Origin of the sequence: Diaminobutyricimonas sp. LJ205 (assembly GCF_009755725.1) — a bacterium.
In the GTDB taxonomy this organism is placed as follows: Bacteria; Actinomycetota; Actinomycetes; order Actinomycetales; family Microbacteriaceae; genus Ruicaihuangia.
This window is the reverse complement of record NZ_CP046619.1, coordinates 2,752,493-2,767,255: the sequence shown is the minus strand read 5'-3', so window position 1 is coordinate 2,767,255 and position 14,763 is coordinate 2,752,493. Positions and strand designations below refer to the sequence as shown.

Sequence of the window (14,763 nt, the reverse complement as noted above, 5' to 3'; positions counted from 1 at the left end):
GAGTGACGAGCAGGACAGACTTCCGCGACGACTTCCCCGGCCGAAATGAGGTTCACCTCTCCTGGGTAGGGGACACCGCGACGACCATGAACGTGGTGTGGAAGACCCCGGATGTCTCCTCGGCACTCCGTGCTCGCATCCGCGAAGCGGGAACCGCCGACTGGAACAACGTCGACACGACTGTGCGAGCCACCGTCGAAACCGGCGCCGTGCGTGAGGCCGCGTTCCTCGGCCTCCGGCCGCAGGAGCGCTACGAGTACGCGGTTGAGATCGCTGCGGACGACTGGACCGAGCCGCGCGAGTTCGCCACCGCCGCTCCTGCGCTGGAACGCTTCGCCTTCAACGCCGCCTTCGTCGCCGACACCGGACTGCTTGGTCGCCGCGACGGGCTGACCAACGGCACCGCGCGCGTGATCGACGGCATCGCGAAGTACCGGCCGTTGCTCACCCTCGAGGGCGGTGACTTCGCTTACTTCGACACCGACCGCCGCTTTGAGTACCTCGAAGACGCGATCGACTACTTCTTCAACCAGATGGAACCCGCCTTCTCGGTCGCCCCGGTGCAGCCCACTTGGGGAAACCACGAGTTCATGTACGTCCTTCAGGAGAAGATCGAACCCTGGCTGGACCGGTTCGCAGTTCCCGCAGGCCCTGAGGGCCTGCACTGCTACTCCTTCGACGTGGGGCACGTGCACTTCGTTGCACTGAACGCGTGGGAGATGTGGGGGGAGATCCCCCAGGAACGCATCGACTGGATGATCGCCGACATCGAGGACGCGCAGCGTCGTGGTTTCGAGTGGGTCATCCCGTACATGCACGTCGCCCCCTTCGCCGACGGCACGAACCACCCGTCCAACCTGGAACTGCGTGCCCAGCTCGGCCCGGTCTTCGAGAAACTCGGCATCCGGGTGGCGATGACCACCCACGACCAGGCGTACGAGCGCACCTTCCCGCTGCGCGACGTCCCCGCGACGAACACGCCGACCTCGCTCGCCCTCACCGACTACGAACCCGGCGAGGGAACCGTCTGGGTCAAGGTGAGCCCCGGCGGCAAGATGAGCAACATCAACAAGTCGTTCTCGACCTTCGCCCACGAGACGGCGCCCGAGTGGACGGCGGTGCGCAGCCGCACCCACCACTGCTGGGCGCAGCTCGAGTTCGCCGAAGACGGCAGCCTCACCATCCGCGTCGCGGGCGTCCCCGCTGACCCGTCCGAGGAGGAGGTGGTCCTCGATGAGCTCCGGTTCACTTCAGCTCGCGCCTGACAAGCCGACGGCTAAGGTCGACACCCCGACCGCAGGACGACGGCGCGCCCCTCGCACGCGCGGCGGTCGCCGTTCCCGGCACCTGTTCGACCTCTTCATGGTCCTGCCAGCACTGCTGATGGTCGCGGTCTTCGGGCTCTACCCGATGTTCGACACCATCCGGCTGAGCTTCCTCGACTACGACATCTTCCGGGTCAACTTCGCCGGCACCCCGTTCGTCTGGTTCGACAACTACGCCAAGATCCTCACGGAGCCGGAGTTCCTTCAGACCGCACTGAACACCGCAACGTTCGGTGTCGTCGTGACGGTCGCGATCATCGTGCTCGGTCTCGCCGTTGCCCCGGCATTGAACCGGAAGGTGTTCGGCACCGGGCTGCTGCGCGGCGTGGCGCTGATGCCCTGGTTCGTGCCCGGAATCGTCGCCTCAGCCATCTGGCTGTGGATGTTCTCGCCTGGACAGAGCCCGATCAACCAGATCCTCATGGAGCTCGGCTGGGTCGACGCCCCGATCCGCTTCCTGGGCGAGACGGCCACCTGGGGTCCGTTCAGTGTGCCGCTGCTCTCTATCGCGGTCGCCCGAATCTGGGGCGGCCTGCCGCTCGCAGTCACACTGATCCTCGCCGGCCTGCAGTCCATCGACAGCGCTGTCTACGACGCCTCGAAGATGGATGGCGCGAACCGTCGGCAGACCTTCTTCAACATCACCCTGCCGATGCTTCGTCCGACGCTGCTCATCCTCACCGCTTTGCTCCTCATCGGTACCGTTGGGCACTTCGAACTGGTGTACCTGATGACCGGTGGCGGGCCGGCGAACCTCACCAACGTGCTTGCGGTGTACTCCTACGAAGGGGCGTTCGTCGACGGGCAGTACGGCATCGCCGCGGCGGCAAGCACGATCATCCTCGTCATCAGCGGGATCATCGGCGCGGTCTACATGGTCATCGACCGCCGGAACCGGGAGAACAACTCGTGACAACCGCATCCGCAACCGCACCACGCGCGGTCAAGCACAAGAAGCGCGTCGACCCGATCCGGGTGTTCAGCTCGGTCATCGGCGCCGTCATCTCGATCGGGCTGGCGATCTACCTGCTGCTGCCGTTCTTCTGGATGTTGAAGAGCGCGTTCCAGCCGGCATCCGAGATCACCTCGGCGCCGCCGATCTGGCTGCCGATGTCGCCGACCATCGACAACTTCCGCGACGCGCTCGCCATGATGCCGTTCCTGCAGCAACTGGGGAACTCGCTTCTGGTCGGGATCTCGGCGGCGGTGCTGACCACGCTCATCTCGAGCATGGCGGCGTACATCACCGCCCGCTCGAAGCTGCGAATCGTCGGAGTCGTGCTGGCGATTCTGGTGCTGAACCAGCTGCTGCCGGAGATCACCCGGCTGCTGCCCGTGTACTTCATGCTCGAGGACTTCGGCCTGATCAACACGTACATCGGCATGATCCTCACGTACACCGGATTCGCCACCCCGTTCGCCGCACTCGTGCTGCACGGGTACTTCCAGACCAGTTGCCCGGTCGAGTTGGAAGAGGCGGCGTACATGGACGGATGCTCGCGGATCGGGTCGTTCTTCCGGGTGTTCCTGCCGGTCTCCCGCACCGGGCTGGTGGCAGTGTCCTGCATGGTCTTCCTGCAGATCTGGAACGACTTCATCTGGGCCAGCGCCATCCTGTTCAAGGGCGAAGTGACCATGCTGCAGGTCGGACTGCGGTCCTTCCTCAGCGCCGGTGGGGTCATCGATTTCATGGGACCGTTCATGGCCGCGTGCGTGATGACCCTGATTCCCGCCTTCGTGCTGTTCCTGTTCGTCCAGAAGTACATGGCGGCGGGTCTTTCCGGAGGGGCGCTGAAGGGATAGTGCGCCCGATCGATTTCCACCTGCATTTCGCGCCGGATGACCGGCCGCGCAAGTACGACGGCGCTCGAGTGATCGAGGATTACGCCCGCGTCGGCGCCCGAGGAGTGGTCTACAAGAGCCACCAGCTGCCCACCTCGGTGGGCGCGGCGATCCTCGACTCCGCTCAGGACCGGGTGCGGGTCGCGGGCGGCGTCGCCCTGAACTCAGGTGTCGGCGGGCTGAACCCGGCGGCTGTCGAAGCGGCCGCGAAGAGCGGCGGTCGCCTGGTCTGGCTGCCGACCCAGGATGCGGCGTCGATTCTCGACTCCACCACGCGGGACGGCTCCGATGGGTTCCTCGCACAGGTTTGGCCGATCCTGGAACTCTGCGCGCAATACGACCTGGTCCTCTGCAGCGGGCATCTCCCCCCGGCCGTGACGATGGATGTCTTCCAGGCCGCCGAGCGGATCGGCGTGCAACGCCGAGTGGTGACGCATCCGGATCATTTCGAGGTCGGCATGACCGTCGAGGAGCAGACGGAACTGGCCAGGCACGGGGCGTACTTGGAGCGTGTGGTGCCGCGCAGCCGGAACACTCCGCTCGATCTGGCGGGACTGGTCGCGCAGATGCGCGCGGTCGGCACCGAGCGGAACGTGCTCGGCAGCGACCTCGGCCAGCCGGATTCGGTTGACCCGGCAGACGGATACATGCAGTTCCTCGGCGACCTGACCGCCGCGGGCATCTCGGATGATGACCTGGCGACTGTCGCTGAGCTGAACGCCGCCGCGCTGCTCGGGTGGGGTGATGGCGAATGACTGAGCCAACCCGGATAGCGCTCGTCGGTGCCGGCCACGTCAGCCAATACCACCTGGGTGCCTGGGCAGACCTGCCGGGAACGCAGGTCGTCGCCGTGATCGATCCCGACCGGGACCGTGCCACGTCCCGGGCCCGCGAGTTCGGTGTCGGATCCGCGTTCGCCACGATCGATGAGGCGCTCGAGAACGTAGCCGTCGACGTGCTGGACATCGCGACCCCGCCGTCGACGCACGCCGACCTGTTGCAGCACGCGTTCGACCGACACCTGGACGCCATCTGCCAGAAGCCGCTCTGCGCCGACTTCGACGGGGCCGTCGCGGTGGCCCGCCGCGCGCGGGAAGCGACATCCCTCGTCATGGTGAACGACAACTGGCGGTACCGGTCCTGGTACCGCCAGCTCAAGGACCTCGTCGACGGCGGCGGACTCGGCACCATCTTCCACGTTTCCTCGTCCGCCCGGTTCGCCGGGACGATCCGCTCGTCCGCGCACCCGGATGTCCCGTTCAGCCTGGCCCGCCAGCCGTACTTCGCCGAGCTTGACCGCTTCCTGCTGCTGGAGTCCGCGATCCACCAGATCGACGCCCTCCGCAGCGTGCTCGGAACGCCGACCACCGTGCACGCACGCGGCCACTCGATCGCGCCAGGGATTGCCGGGGAAGACGTGGTCACGCTGATGCTCGGCTACGACCGGGCCACCGCCGTGATCGACCGCAGCTACGCGTCGCACTCGATCGAATCCGCACCGGTGCTCAGCGAGCACGTTCGCATCGAAGGCACCGAGGGAACGGCGACGATCGACCAGAACGGCACCCTGACGGTCGTGCGTGATGCGCCAGGTGGTCGCCAGGTGGAGACCTATCCGGCCGAGCCCCGCGCCTACGAGCAGAGCTATGCCACGGCCTTCCAGCACTTTATCGACGCGCGCAGCGGCCTAGTCCCGCTGGAATCCACGATCAACGACGCGCTCGGCACGCTTGCCGTCGTCTTCGCGGCGTACGACTCAATGACAAGCGACGAGACCGTGCGGATCGCAGATTTCGCGGCCCGTCACGGGTGGGAGGAACAATGACCAGGATCGGCATCATCAACGCCGCGGACAGCGCGCTCGCGCTGGCCAAACAACACCTCCGCGATGACCTGCCGGCGGCAGCCCCGTGGGCCTTGCTGGATGACCGGCTGCTGCCCGACCTCGCGCAGGGTGTGGACTCGGGTGCCCGGCTCAAGGACATGGCGCTGACACTGTCCTCCGGCGGGGTCGACGCCATCTGGCTGACCTGCTCCAGCTTCCCGGAGACGGTCGAGGAGATCAGGCAGGTCGTTGGCGTTCCGGTCACCGGACCGGACGAACTCATGTTCGATGCCCTCGCCGAAGCGGAGGTCACCCACCTCACCATCGTGTACAGCGCCGACGCCGCGCGGCCGGCGGTCGAGTACCACCTCAAGCGAACCGGTCTCGCCCAGGCTGCCCGAATCGACTGGGTGCGCTGCCAGGGCGACCCGGCATCCGGTCTCGGTGACCGGGCAGAGGCCGAGGCGCTCGAGGCGAGCGTCGCAGGCGGCAGCCAGCGAATCGTGCTTGCCCAGTACTCGCTCGCGGTCCTTGCCGAGCCACTCCAGAACACCTACGGACTCCCCATCGACTGGGGTCTGCCGTACGCCATTGACTTCCTTCGACAGGCCCCAGAAAGAAACGAGACGAAATGACGCAGAGCGCCACCACCACCATCGGCGTGATCGAGGGCGATGGCATCGGTCCCGAGATCATCGCGGCCACCATCGATGTGCTGCAGGCTGTTGCACCGGACCTGTCCTATGAGTTCCACCCCGTCGGCCACCTCACCGAGGAAGGCCACGCCGGCGATCCGCTTCCCGATGACAAGCTCGAGAAACTGCTCGGCATCGGCACCATCCTCAAGGGACCGCTGAGCGCTCCGAAGGGCACCGGCCGGGTCGTGAAGGTCGTCGACGACAAGCTGCAGGTCTGGCCCAGCGTCAACAACGGGCTGCGTCGCGCGTTCGACCTGTACGCCAACGACCGTCCGATCCCGTCCTTCCGTATCGGTGACCAGCCGCACCGCCCCGAGTTCACGATCGTCCGCGAGGTGTCCGAGGGCATCTACAGCGGCATCGAGCACCGAATCGGCGACGCGGGCTTCGCGCTGAAGACCGTGACCGAAGGCGGATGGCGCCGCATCGCCGAGCACGCCTTCGACCTGGCCCGCACCACCGGCTACAACAAGGTCGTCCTCGGCCACAAGGCCAACGTGCTGAACGTCGTCGACGGCATGCAGCTGTCGATCACCCGCGAGGTCGCAGCAGCGAACCCCGACGTGGAGTTCGTCGACGTCATGGTGGATGCGCTCGGCATGTACATCGTGCGCGGACAGATCGAGAACTCGGTCGTGCTGCTCGACAACCAGTACGGTGACATCCTTTCTGACGTCGCCGCCGCCGCCGCAGGAAGCCTCGGCCTCGGCCCGGGAGCGAACCTCGGCACCAAGGCAGCGATGTTCGAGGCTTGCCACGGCGCCGCTCCCGACATCGCCGGCCAGGGCATCGCCAACCCGACCGGAATGGTGCTCTCGGGCGCCCTGATGCTCGACTACGTCGGCCTTGCCGAGGAAGCAGGTCGCGTGCGTCAGGCGGTCCGGACCGTGCTCGAGCGCGGGAACACGGTGACCGTGGACGTCGGCGGATCTGCGTCCACCACGCAGTACACGGCAGAACTCCTGGAGGTCCTTAGATGAGCCTGCCCATCCCGGTCGCGTACACGGTGATGTCGCCGGAGTCGACCATCCTGATGAACACCGCCTTCGAGGGCTCGTTCGACGACGCGGTCACCGCGCTGCAGGAGGCCGGCTACGACGGAGTGGAGTTGCAGGTCGAGTCGCCGCTGGAGTTTCCGGTGGCGGCTGTGCGTGCTCGGCTGGATCAAGCCGGATTCGGGGTCAGCTCGCTGGCGACCGGCCCGATGTGCCAGAAGCGTGGACTGAGCCTCAGCTCAGCCGACGAAGAACTGCGGGCGCTGACCGTCGCTGACTCGAAGCGTTTGGTTGAGCACGCGGCCGAGTTGGGCGCCGCGGTCTCGTTCGGCCGGATCATGGAACCGGATGCCATCACCGACCCCGCCCGACACTATGAGTTGCTCGCGGACTCGCTCGCGCAGATCTCCGCTCACGCCGAAACGGTTGGCACTCGAGTGCTGATCGAACCGCAGAACCCCAAGCTGGTGACTCTCATCACCGAGCAGCGCGCCGCGTCGGACTACCTTGCCGAGCACGGGCTGACCTCAGTCGGGCTGATTTTCGACACCTATCACGTGGTCGAATCCGACCGGGTGGCCGCGGAAGAGCTCGCTGGTTCGGAGGTCCTCCCTCAGCTGGTGCAGATCGCCGAAACCACGTCTCGCGCCGCCATCGACTATCGTGATGAGCCTCTCGGAAACTTCCTCACTGATCTTCTCGACCGGGGATACGCCGGGTGGATCACAATGGAGCATCTCCAGTCCGCAGGGGTCCGAACCCCCGAGCTGTCCCTCGCAGAGCTTGCGAAGATGGCTCCCGCATTGAAGGAGCGCGCTTGATGACCACAACCCCCGCCACCGCCTTCGGTGACGGACTCAAAACACACACGCTCGCTGAGCAGGTCAGCGAGCAGATCGCCAAGTCGATCATCGACAACAACATGGTCGCGGGCGACAAGCTGCCGTCCGAGCGCGAGCTTTCCGAAGGGTTCGGAGTATCCCGGCCCGTCGTCCGTGAGGCGCTTCGCGGTCTCGCGGCGCGAGGCATGGTCAGCGTGCGCTCCGGAGTGGGTGCCAGCGTGGCATCCGCGGATGCCTCGCTCGTGACCGACGCGTTCCGGTCGTTCCTGCGTGGATCCGAGGAACTCGAGTACTCGCACGTGCACGAGGTGCGGCTGATGCTTGAACTTCAGATCGCCAGGATCGCCTGCGAGAACGCCACCGATGACGACATCAAGAAATTAGAGGCCATCCACGCGCGGATGGCGGCTGACCCGACCACCGACGACGCTGCCGCAGCCGACGTCGAGTTTCACGGAATGATCGCCAAGGCCACCCACAATCCGCTGTACGAGATCATTCTCGATTCGCTCCGCGACGTATTGTTCAAGGTCCGCCAATCCGCGCTGCACGTCCCCGGCCGGGCGCACCGCGGCTTCGAATACCACGGCGAGATTCTCGACGCGATCCGTCGCCGTGACGCTGACGCCGCGGTCGCACACATGCGCGAGCACCTCGAGGACGTCTCGCGCGCGCTCGGCGTCAAGGGATTCTGATGCTGCCGGAGCCCCAGTCATGATCGGCGTGATCGCCGACGATTTCACGGGAGCAACGGATGTCGCGGTCGCGTTTCGTCGCGCCGGGCTGCGGGTGCTGATCTTCTTCGGAATCCCCGCCGACGACCCGGAATTGACGGCCGCCGACGCGATCGTCGTCGCGCTCAAGTCGCGCACGATCGCACCTGATGAGGCCGTTCGACAGACGCTCGAAGCAGCGGCCTGGCTTCAGGCGCGCGGCATGAGCCAGCTCTTCTTCAAGTACTGCTCGACGTTCGATTCGACGTCTCGAGGAAACATCGGCCCCGTCGCCGACGCGCTCGCCGATCTCATGGCGTCGCCGGTCACCACGGTGATCCCGAGCTCACCCGGTCACGACCGTCGTCAGTACATGGGACAGCTTTTCGTGGGACAGCAGTTGCTCAGCGAGTCGCCGATGCGCAACCACCCGCTCACGCCGATGACCGACGCATACATCCCGCGCGTTCTCGAAGCACAGACCGCTCGGCCGGTCGCTCTGCTCGACCACCGCACCGTGCTGCAGGGCGCCGAGGCGATCTCCGAACGACTCGCAGCCTCCGCACTCGACGGACAGCAGTACCTGGTGGTCGACGCCGTGACCGAAGCGGACCTGACAGCCATCGGCGCAGCCATCGTCGATGCCCCGCTGATCACCGGCGCTGCCGGGATCGCCCGCGGACTTGGCGCTGCGAAGGCACAGCGAGGCGGCATCATCGGCACGCCCGGCGAGGATGTCGACCCGGTCGGTGCCACCCGTTCGGTGGTGCTCGCCGGGAGTTGCTCAGCCAGGACTCTCGAGCAGATCGACCAGTGGCAACGCCGGCATCCGTCCTATCGGTTGGACGCCCTCGCCACACCCGATCCGCAGGCGCTGGCCGAGGCGGCGCTCGCCTGGTTCGACGCTCAACCGGCCGGGCAAGCCGCACTGATCTACTCGTCGCTGCCCCCGGCCGAGCTGCGGGCGACGCAGGAGGCGCTCGGTGTGGAACGCGCGTCAACCATCCTAGAAACGGCGATGGCACTGATCGCCCAGGAGCTGGTTGAGCGCGACATCCGGCGCATCGTGGTCGCCGGAGGGGAGACCTCCGGGGCGGTCGTATCAGCCCTCGGTGTCGGCGGTGGCGTCGTCGGTCGTGAAGCCGCGCCCGGTGTGCCGTGGATCTACACGGCAAGTGAGCCGCAGCGTGCCCTGCTGCTCAAGTCGGGAAACTTCGGTGACCCCGAGCTGCTGCTGCGCGCGGTCGAGATCGAACCGCTCGAAGGAACCCTCGTATGACCTTGACCGAAGCGGACGCCCGCGAGCAGATCATTGCCGCAGCGAGGTCCCTGCATAGCCGCGGGTTCACCCACGGCAGCACAGGGAACATCAGCATGCGGGTGGGTGCGCGTATCTACGTGACGCCCACCGGAAGCAGCCTCGGCACCGTTGAAACGGGCGATCTGTCCGTCATCGATGAGACAGGCGCGCATCTCGACGGCCCGCGGCCGTCAAAGGAAGCATTCCTGCATGCCGCGGTGCTGCGGGCTCGACCCGGCGATTCGGCCGTGGTCCACACCCACTCGACCTACAGCACCGCGGTCTCCTGCCTCGACGGGCTCGACCCGCACGACGCCATCCCGCCGCTGACCGCGTACTTCGTCATGCGGGTCGGGCGACTCGCCCTGCTGCCGTATCACGCGCCCGGCGACAGCGCGCTTGGTCCGCTCGCCGAATTGTGGGCCCGGACGTACTCGGCGATGCTGCTGAGCAACCACGGTCCGCTGGTGTCGGCTCCGACCCTGACGGCCGCGATGGATGCCATCGAAGAACTCGAGCAGGCAGCCCGGCTCTTCCTGCTGCTGCACGGTCGCGACATTCGACCGCTCACCCCGGAGCAGGCCGCGGCGCTCTGATCCTCAGCTGAGGCCGTGGCGCTGCGGAGCGAGGTCGATCGACGCGATCGCGGTCAGGGTGCGGCCCATCGTGCGCGCGGCGTCGGTGAACAGGCTGCCCTGCACCCGCGCGGCGGTGATCCGCAGCGATTCATCCTGCGTCAGGTCGAACCAGCCGCACACGGTGGCGATCCCGTGAGGGGTCACCCGCCACAGCTTGTCGGCATCCTTCACGATGGCGTCCTCGATCGACAGGGCGGTCAGCCGTGAGTCGTGGCCGTCGATGATCGCCACGATGCGTTCGATCAGATCGGGGCCGTAGCCGAGATCGGACAGGATGTCGCGGGCGATGCGCGCCCCCTCGATCTCGTGCTTGCGGACCAGGTCGGGCCGTCCTCCGCCGGGCGCGATCGCCTCGAGGATCTCGTGCTCGGCGACGGTCGACCAGCCGGTGTCATGCAGCAGGATCGCGGGCAGCACCACCGCCTCGTCGGCGTCGGGGGTCACCGCGAGCAGGGCCCTGGCGATGCCATACGCGTACAGGGTGTGGCTGTCGTTGTTGCGAACGTTCAAGTGAACGGCTGCCCGTTCCCAGATGGCCGCGTCCCGATCGCTCAGCGTGAGATAGCCGTCGATCGTGACGCCCTCGGGGATGTGGCGGCGAACGTCGCGCCCGTAGCGCGTGCTGGTCGGCGAGGTCATGTCTGATTACCGCCGGTGGATCGACTTGTAGATCAGGTAGGCGTTCAGCCCTTCGATGCCGTACTCGGTGCCGAGGCCCGAGTCGTGGCGGCCGCCGAACGGTGCCGCGTGGTTGGAGGCGAAGAAGTTGATACCCACCGAACCGGTGTCCATCCGGTCGGCGACCGCCAGCGCGGCGGTCTCATCCGCACCGAACACAATGCCGCCGAGCCCGAACTCGGTGTTGTTGGCGAGTTCGACGGCCTGATCGACGTCCGTGTACTTGAGCACCGACAGCACAGGCCCGAAGATCTCCTCGCGTGAGATCCGCATCCAGGGTTCCACGTCGGCGAACACGGTGGGCTGGATGAAGTACCCGCCCTCGAGGCCCCCCGACAGCTGCGCTGCCCGCCCGCCCGTTGTCGCGCGGGCACCCTCGGCCCGGCCCGATTCCAGGTACTCCAGCACGGTGTTGAACTGAGCCTCGGTCGCCACTGGGCCGAAGACGGTTGCTTCATCTAGCGGATCGCCCTGCGCTCCGCCCGCGATGGTCGCCGTCACCATGTCGACGACCTCGTCATACCGGCTGGCCGGCGCGAGAATCCGCGTCGAGATGTAGCAGGTCTGCCCGGTGTTGCGCATGCACGACCGGACCAGCACCGACGACATCGCGTCCAGGTCGGCGTCGGGCAGCACGATCGCGCTGGACTTGCCGCCCAGTTCCAGGGTGACCGGGCGCAGCAGTTCGCCGCTGGCGGCGGCGATGCGCCTGCCGACCGGGGTTGAACCGGTGAAGGCGACCTTGTCGACACCGGGATGACGCACGAGCGAATCACCGAGCCGGCCGGAGCCGGTGACCAGGTTCACCACGCCGGCAGGCACGCCGGCTGCGGCAACGGCGTCGATGATGAACCGGATCGACAGCGGGGTCGGTGAGGCGGGCTTGATCACCACGGTGCAGCCGGCGAGCAGCGCCGGAGCCAGCTTGATGACGACCAGGTTGATCGGAAAGTTCCACGGCGCGATCAGGGCGCACACCCCGACCGGGTCTCGCCTGACCACGGACTCGCCGCCGCCACGCGGGAACGGACGCACATCGTCGCGTTCGAGGTAGTCGGCGAGGCCCGCGAAATACCGCAGGATGCCGGCCGCGTTCGCCGCCGCGCCGCCCGACTCCGCCACCGGGGAGCCGTTCTCACGGGTGTTGGTCAGCGACAGCTCGGTGGCCCGCTTCTCGACCTCGTCGGCGATGCGGATCAAGTAGGCGGCGCGCTCGCTGGGCGTCAGCCGTGGCCACTCGCCGGCGAAGGCGCGGCGGGCTGAGGCGACGGCGGCGTCGACATCCTCGACCGATCCGTCCGGCACCGATCCCCACACTTCGCCGGTTGCCGGATCGGTGACCGGATTGCGCGCGCTGCTGGCGGTCGCCGTCCAGGCGCCGTCGATGAACAGATCGTCGACGTGGGTGTACGGCAGTGACAAGGCGGATCGGGCGGCGACTGCGTCCGCGACGACGGCGCCGGTGCTCGACGTTGTACTCGGCTCGGTGCGCGAGGTCATCGCAGCACCGCCGTCTTCAGCAGCGCCCGCGATCGGGCGATGTCCGCGGTCGCCATATCCAGTGCGGCCTGCGTGATCAGCTCCGGAAGGATTTCGGTGATCAGCCGATCGGTGTAGCTGGCGGGATCCAGCCGGAACCAGGAGCTTGCCAACGCGATTCCGGCATGGTCGAATCGCCAGAGTCGGTCGGCGTCGCGCATCAGCGCGTCCTCGAGCGAATACGCGGTCTGGCGGGTGTCGTGCCCGTCGATGATCAGGCAGACCCGCTCGATGAACTCGTCGGAATAGCCCAGGCCTGGCAGAACGCGGCGGGCGACCTCGCAGCCCTCCCGCTCGTGTTCGAAGCGGATGTCGGAGCTGCGCCAGTCGCCGGTGAAGCCCTCGGAGATGATGCGCGACTCATCGACATGCGCCCAGCCGGTGTCGTGCAGAAGGGTGGCCACCCGCACCAGCTCGACATCCGCCGAGGGATACGCGCGGCAGAGCCGTTCCGCGAAGGCCAGTGAGATCGGCAGGTGGATGTCGTTTCCCCGCGCGCGCGTCTCGGGGACGACGGCTCGCCAGAGGTCGTCGAGATCCTCGAGGACGGACGGCGTCGTCGCGATGGGCGACGTGTCCACCGGCCCGCCGGCCGGAACCGGGCGTACAGGGTAGTCGGCGGCGAAAGCGGCGGCGAGCGAGTCATCGGTGACGGGAGGGGCGGTCGAGCCGCCCGGGGCGTTCGCGGTGGTCATCATGCTCCTTCTGGGGGCTGGTTGGCCGTCGGAGAATCGGTGGTGATGGTCTTGAGAGCCGTGGCCGGGTCAGCCGCCGCGGCGGCGGGGATGTTCCGCCCGCTCGCGAGCGCGTTCTTGACCGCCATGAAGTCGAGGGGTGCGTTGACACAGTCGGCGGCGATGATCTGCCCGCCGCGGTAGTAGAGGACGCTGAACTTTCCGCGCTCGTCGTCGCGACGGATCACGGTCTGGTCGTGGCCGGTGCAGAGGCCGGCGATCTGCAGCTTCAGATCCGCCTGATTCGACCAGAACCACGGGATCCCCGCGTACTCCTCGCGCCGACCGGTGAGGGAGTAGGCGGCGACCTTCGCCTGCTCGACCGCGTTGTTCACGCTCTCCAGCCGGATCCGTTCGCCGGGCGCGGACCCGGGAACCGGGTTCGGCATGTTCGCGCAGTCGCCGACGGCCACGGTCGTGCCATCCGACGCGATCGAGTAGCGGTCGACCACGATTCCGTTGCCCACCTCGAGTCCCAGTTGTTCGGCGAGGTCGGTGTTCGGGATCACGCCGATGCCGATCAGCACGATCTGTGCGGGAAGCACGGTGCCGTCGCTGAGTTCGACACCTGCGACTGCGCGCCCCGAGTCATCCGCAGCGAACCGACTGACGTTGGTATTCAGCCGGATGTCCAGTCCTCGGGCACGGTGTGCCTGCAGGAAGTACTCCGCGGTCTCCTCGCCGACCGCACGGCCGACGAGGCGCGGGCCCAGCTCGAGCAGGGTGACGTTCTTGCCCAGCTTCTGCAGGCTGGAGGCGGCTTCAAGACCGATGAAACCACCGCCGATGAGTACGACATCCTGCGCTTCGCCGATTCGCGCCTTCAGTTCCAGCGCGTCATCGGCGTTGCGCAGGTACAGCACCCGGTCGAGGTCGGCGCCCTCCACCTCCATGCGGCGGGCGCGGGCGCCGACGGTGAGCGCCAGGCGGGAGAAGGGGAAGGATGCCCCGGATGCCGCGTGCGCGACACCCGAGCCGTCGGCATCCTTGTCGACGCGAACGATCCGCTCACCCTTGACCACGCTGATGTTGTGTTCCACCCAGTAGTCGGCCGAGCGGAAGATCAGTGACTCGCTTTCGATGGTTCCCTGCAGGAACTCCTTCGACAGGGCTGGCCGCTGGTACGGGCGGTGGTCTTCATCGCCGAGCAGCGTGATGTGCTCATCGAAACCGAGCGCGCGCAGCGAGACGGCGAGCTGCACGCCCGCCTGGCTGGCGCCGATGATCAGCAGCCCGGTGCGGGTGGCCGCTCTGGTGCCCGTCATCGGCTGAGGTGTGGGCTGCAGGGTTTCGGCGGTGCTCATGATCAGACCTGCGTGCTCGGGGTGGTGACGAAGACATCGTCGCCGTCGAGTTTCAGCTGGCACGACAGCCGGGAGTTGTCCTGCCGGTCTATGGCCGTGCCGTACAGCATTTCGTCTTCCATGTCGCTCATCGGGGGCAGTTGCTCGAAGCAGTCCTCCCGAACGAAGACGTGGCAGGTGGCGCAGGACAGTGACCCTCCGCATTCGGCGACGATCCCGGGAACGCCGTTGCGAACCGCGGTTTCCATGACCGAGTCGCCGACGTTGCCGTCGATCTCGCGTACGGTGCCGTCCGCGTCGGTGAAGTGAACCGTTGGCATGACTACTCCT

General features: G+C 67.0%; 16 protein-coding genes. 11 read left to right on the top strand and 5 right to left on the bottom strand.

The annotated features are described in order from the left end of the window. Positions 1-2 precede the first annotated feature (2 nt). The 11 genes from GO591_RS13525 to GO591_RS13475 are packed head-to-tail and all read left to right on the top strand — an operon-like array spanning position 3 to position 10,136. Positions 3-1,265, top strand: coding sequence for a purple acid phosphatase family protein (locus GO591_RS13525; protein WP_157157301.1), 1,263 nt, complete (start codon positions 3-5; stop codon positions 1,263-1,265). After that, on the top strand, positions 1,234-2,238 hold the full coding sequence (locus tag GO591_RS13520) for a carbohydrate ABC transporter permease (RefSeq protein WP_157157300.1): 1,005 nt from the start codon (positions 1,234-1,236) through the stop codon (positions 2,236-2,238). The genes GO591_RS13525 and GO591_RS13520 overlap by 32 nt, the downstream gene beginning before the upstream one ends. After that, entirely contained in the window at positions 2,235-3,128 is an 894-nt protein-coding gene (locus GO591_RS13515) for a carbohydrate ABC transporter permease (RefSeq protein WP_157157299.1), read from the top strand. The genes GO591_RS13520 and GO591_RS13515 overlap by 4 nt, the downstream gene beginning before the upstream one ends. Continuing rightward, positions 3,128-3,922: a DUF6282 family protein gene (locus GO591_RS13510; RefSeq protein ID WP_157157298.1), complete on the top strand. Its 795-nt coding sequence runs from the start codon at positions 3,128-3,130 to the stop codon at positions 3,920-3,922. Before GO591_RS13515 ends, GO591_RS13510 begins: the two co-directional genes overlap by 1 nt. Further along, complete coding sequence (locus GO591_RS13505) at positions 3,919-4,992, top strand: Gfo/Idh/MocA family protein (protein WP_157157297.1); 1,074 nt, start codon at positions 3,919-3,921, stop codon at positions 4,990-4,992. Before GO591_RS13510 ends, GO591_RS13505 begins: the two co-directional genes overlap by 4 nt. Next, the gene (locus GO591_RS13500) at positions 4,989-5,627 is read left to right on the top strand and encodes an aspartate/glutamate racemase family protein (RefSeq protein ID WP_157157296.1); all 639 of its coding nucleotides are present in this window, start codon (positions 4,989-4,991) and stop codon (positions 5,625-5,627) included. The genes GO591_RS13505 and GO591_RS13500 overlap by 4 nt, the downstream gene beginning before the upstream one ends. Beyond that, entirely contained in the window at positions 5,624-6,670 is a 1,047-nt protein-coding gene (locus tag GO591_RS13495; RefSeq protein WP_157157295.1) for an isocitrate/isopropylmalate dehydrogenase family protein, read from the top strand. The genes GO591_RS13500 and GO591_RS13495 overlap by 4 nt, the downstream gene beginning before the upstream one ends. Further along, a complete protein-coding gene (locus tag GO591_RS13490) occupies positions 6,667-7,506 on the top strand; it encodes a sugar phosphate isomerase/epimerase family protein (protein WP_157157294.1) in 840 nt (279 codons plus the stop codon). Before GO591_RS13495 ends, GO591_RS13490 begins: the two co-directional genes overlap by 4 nt. Continuing rightward, entirely contained in the window at positions 7,506-8,222 is a 717-nt protein-coding gene (locus tag GO591_RS13485; protein WP_157157293.1) for a FadR/GntR family transcriptional regulator, read from the top strand. Before GO591_RS13490 ends, GO591_RS13485 begins: the two co-directional genes overlap by 1 nt. A 19-nt stretch (positions 8,223-8,241) precedes the next feature. Continuing rightward, on the top strand, positions 8,242-9,519 hold the full coding sequence (gene otnK, locus GO591_RS13480) for a 3-oxo-tetronate kinase (protein ID WP_157157292.1): 1,278 nt from the start codon (positions 8,242-8,244) through the stop codon (positions 9,517-9,519). Beyond that, positions 9,516-10,136, top strand: a complete 621-nt coding sequence (locus GO591_RS13475) for a class II aldolase/adducin family protein (RefSeq protein WP_157157291.1) — start codon at positions 9,516-9,518, stop codon at positions 10,134-10,136. The genes otnK and GO591_RS13475 overlap by 4 nt, the downstream gene beginning before the upstream one ends. 3 nt (positions 10,137-10,139) lie before the next feature. Here GO591_RS13475 and GO591_RS13470 read toward each other — a convergent pair whose 3' ends face one another. Genes GO591_RS13470 through GO591_RS13450 form a run of 5 tightly spaced genes read right to left on the bottom strand, consistent with a single transcriptional unit; the run spans position 10,140 to position 14,753 of the window. Further along, positions 10,140-10,817, bottom strand: coding sequence for an HD domain-containing protein (locus tag GO591_RS13470; RefSeq protein ID WP_157157290.1), 678 nt, complete (start codon positions 10,815-10,817; stop codon positions 10,140-10,142). 6 nt (positions 10,818-10,823) lie between these two features. After that, positions 10,824-12,356: an aldehyde dehydrogenase family protein gene (locus tag GO591_RS13465; RefSeq protein WP_157157289.1), complete on the bottom strand. Its 1,533-nt coding sequence runs from the start codon at positions 12,354-12,356 to the stop codon at positions 10,824-10,826. Further along, positions 12,353-13,090: an HD domain-containing protein gene (locus GO591_RS13460; protein WP_157157288.1), complete on the bottom strand. Its 738-nt coding sequence runs from the start codon at positions 13,088-13,090 to the stop codon at positions 12,353-12,355. The genes GO591_RS13465 and GO591_RS13460 overlap by 4 nt, the downstream gene beginning before the upstream one ends. Beyond that, positions 13,090-14,433, bottom strand: coding sequence for an NAD(P)/FAD-dependent oxidoreductase (locus tag GO591_RS13455; RefSeq protein ID WP_198295481.1), 1,344 nt, complete (start codon positions 14,431-14,433; stop codon positions 13,090-13,092). Before GO591_RS13455 ends, GO591_RS13460 begins: the two co-directional genes overlap by 1 nt. Before the next feature lie 2 nt (positions 14,434-14,435). Further along, positions 14,436-14,753: a 2Fe-2S iron-sulfur cluster-binding protein gene (locus GO591_RS13450; RefSeq protein WP_157157287.1), complete on the bottom strand. Its 318-nt coding sequence runs from the start codon at positions 14,751-14,753 to the stop codon at positions 14,436-14,438. Between the last annotated feature and the right edge of the window lie 10 nt (positions 14,754-14,763).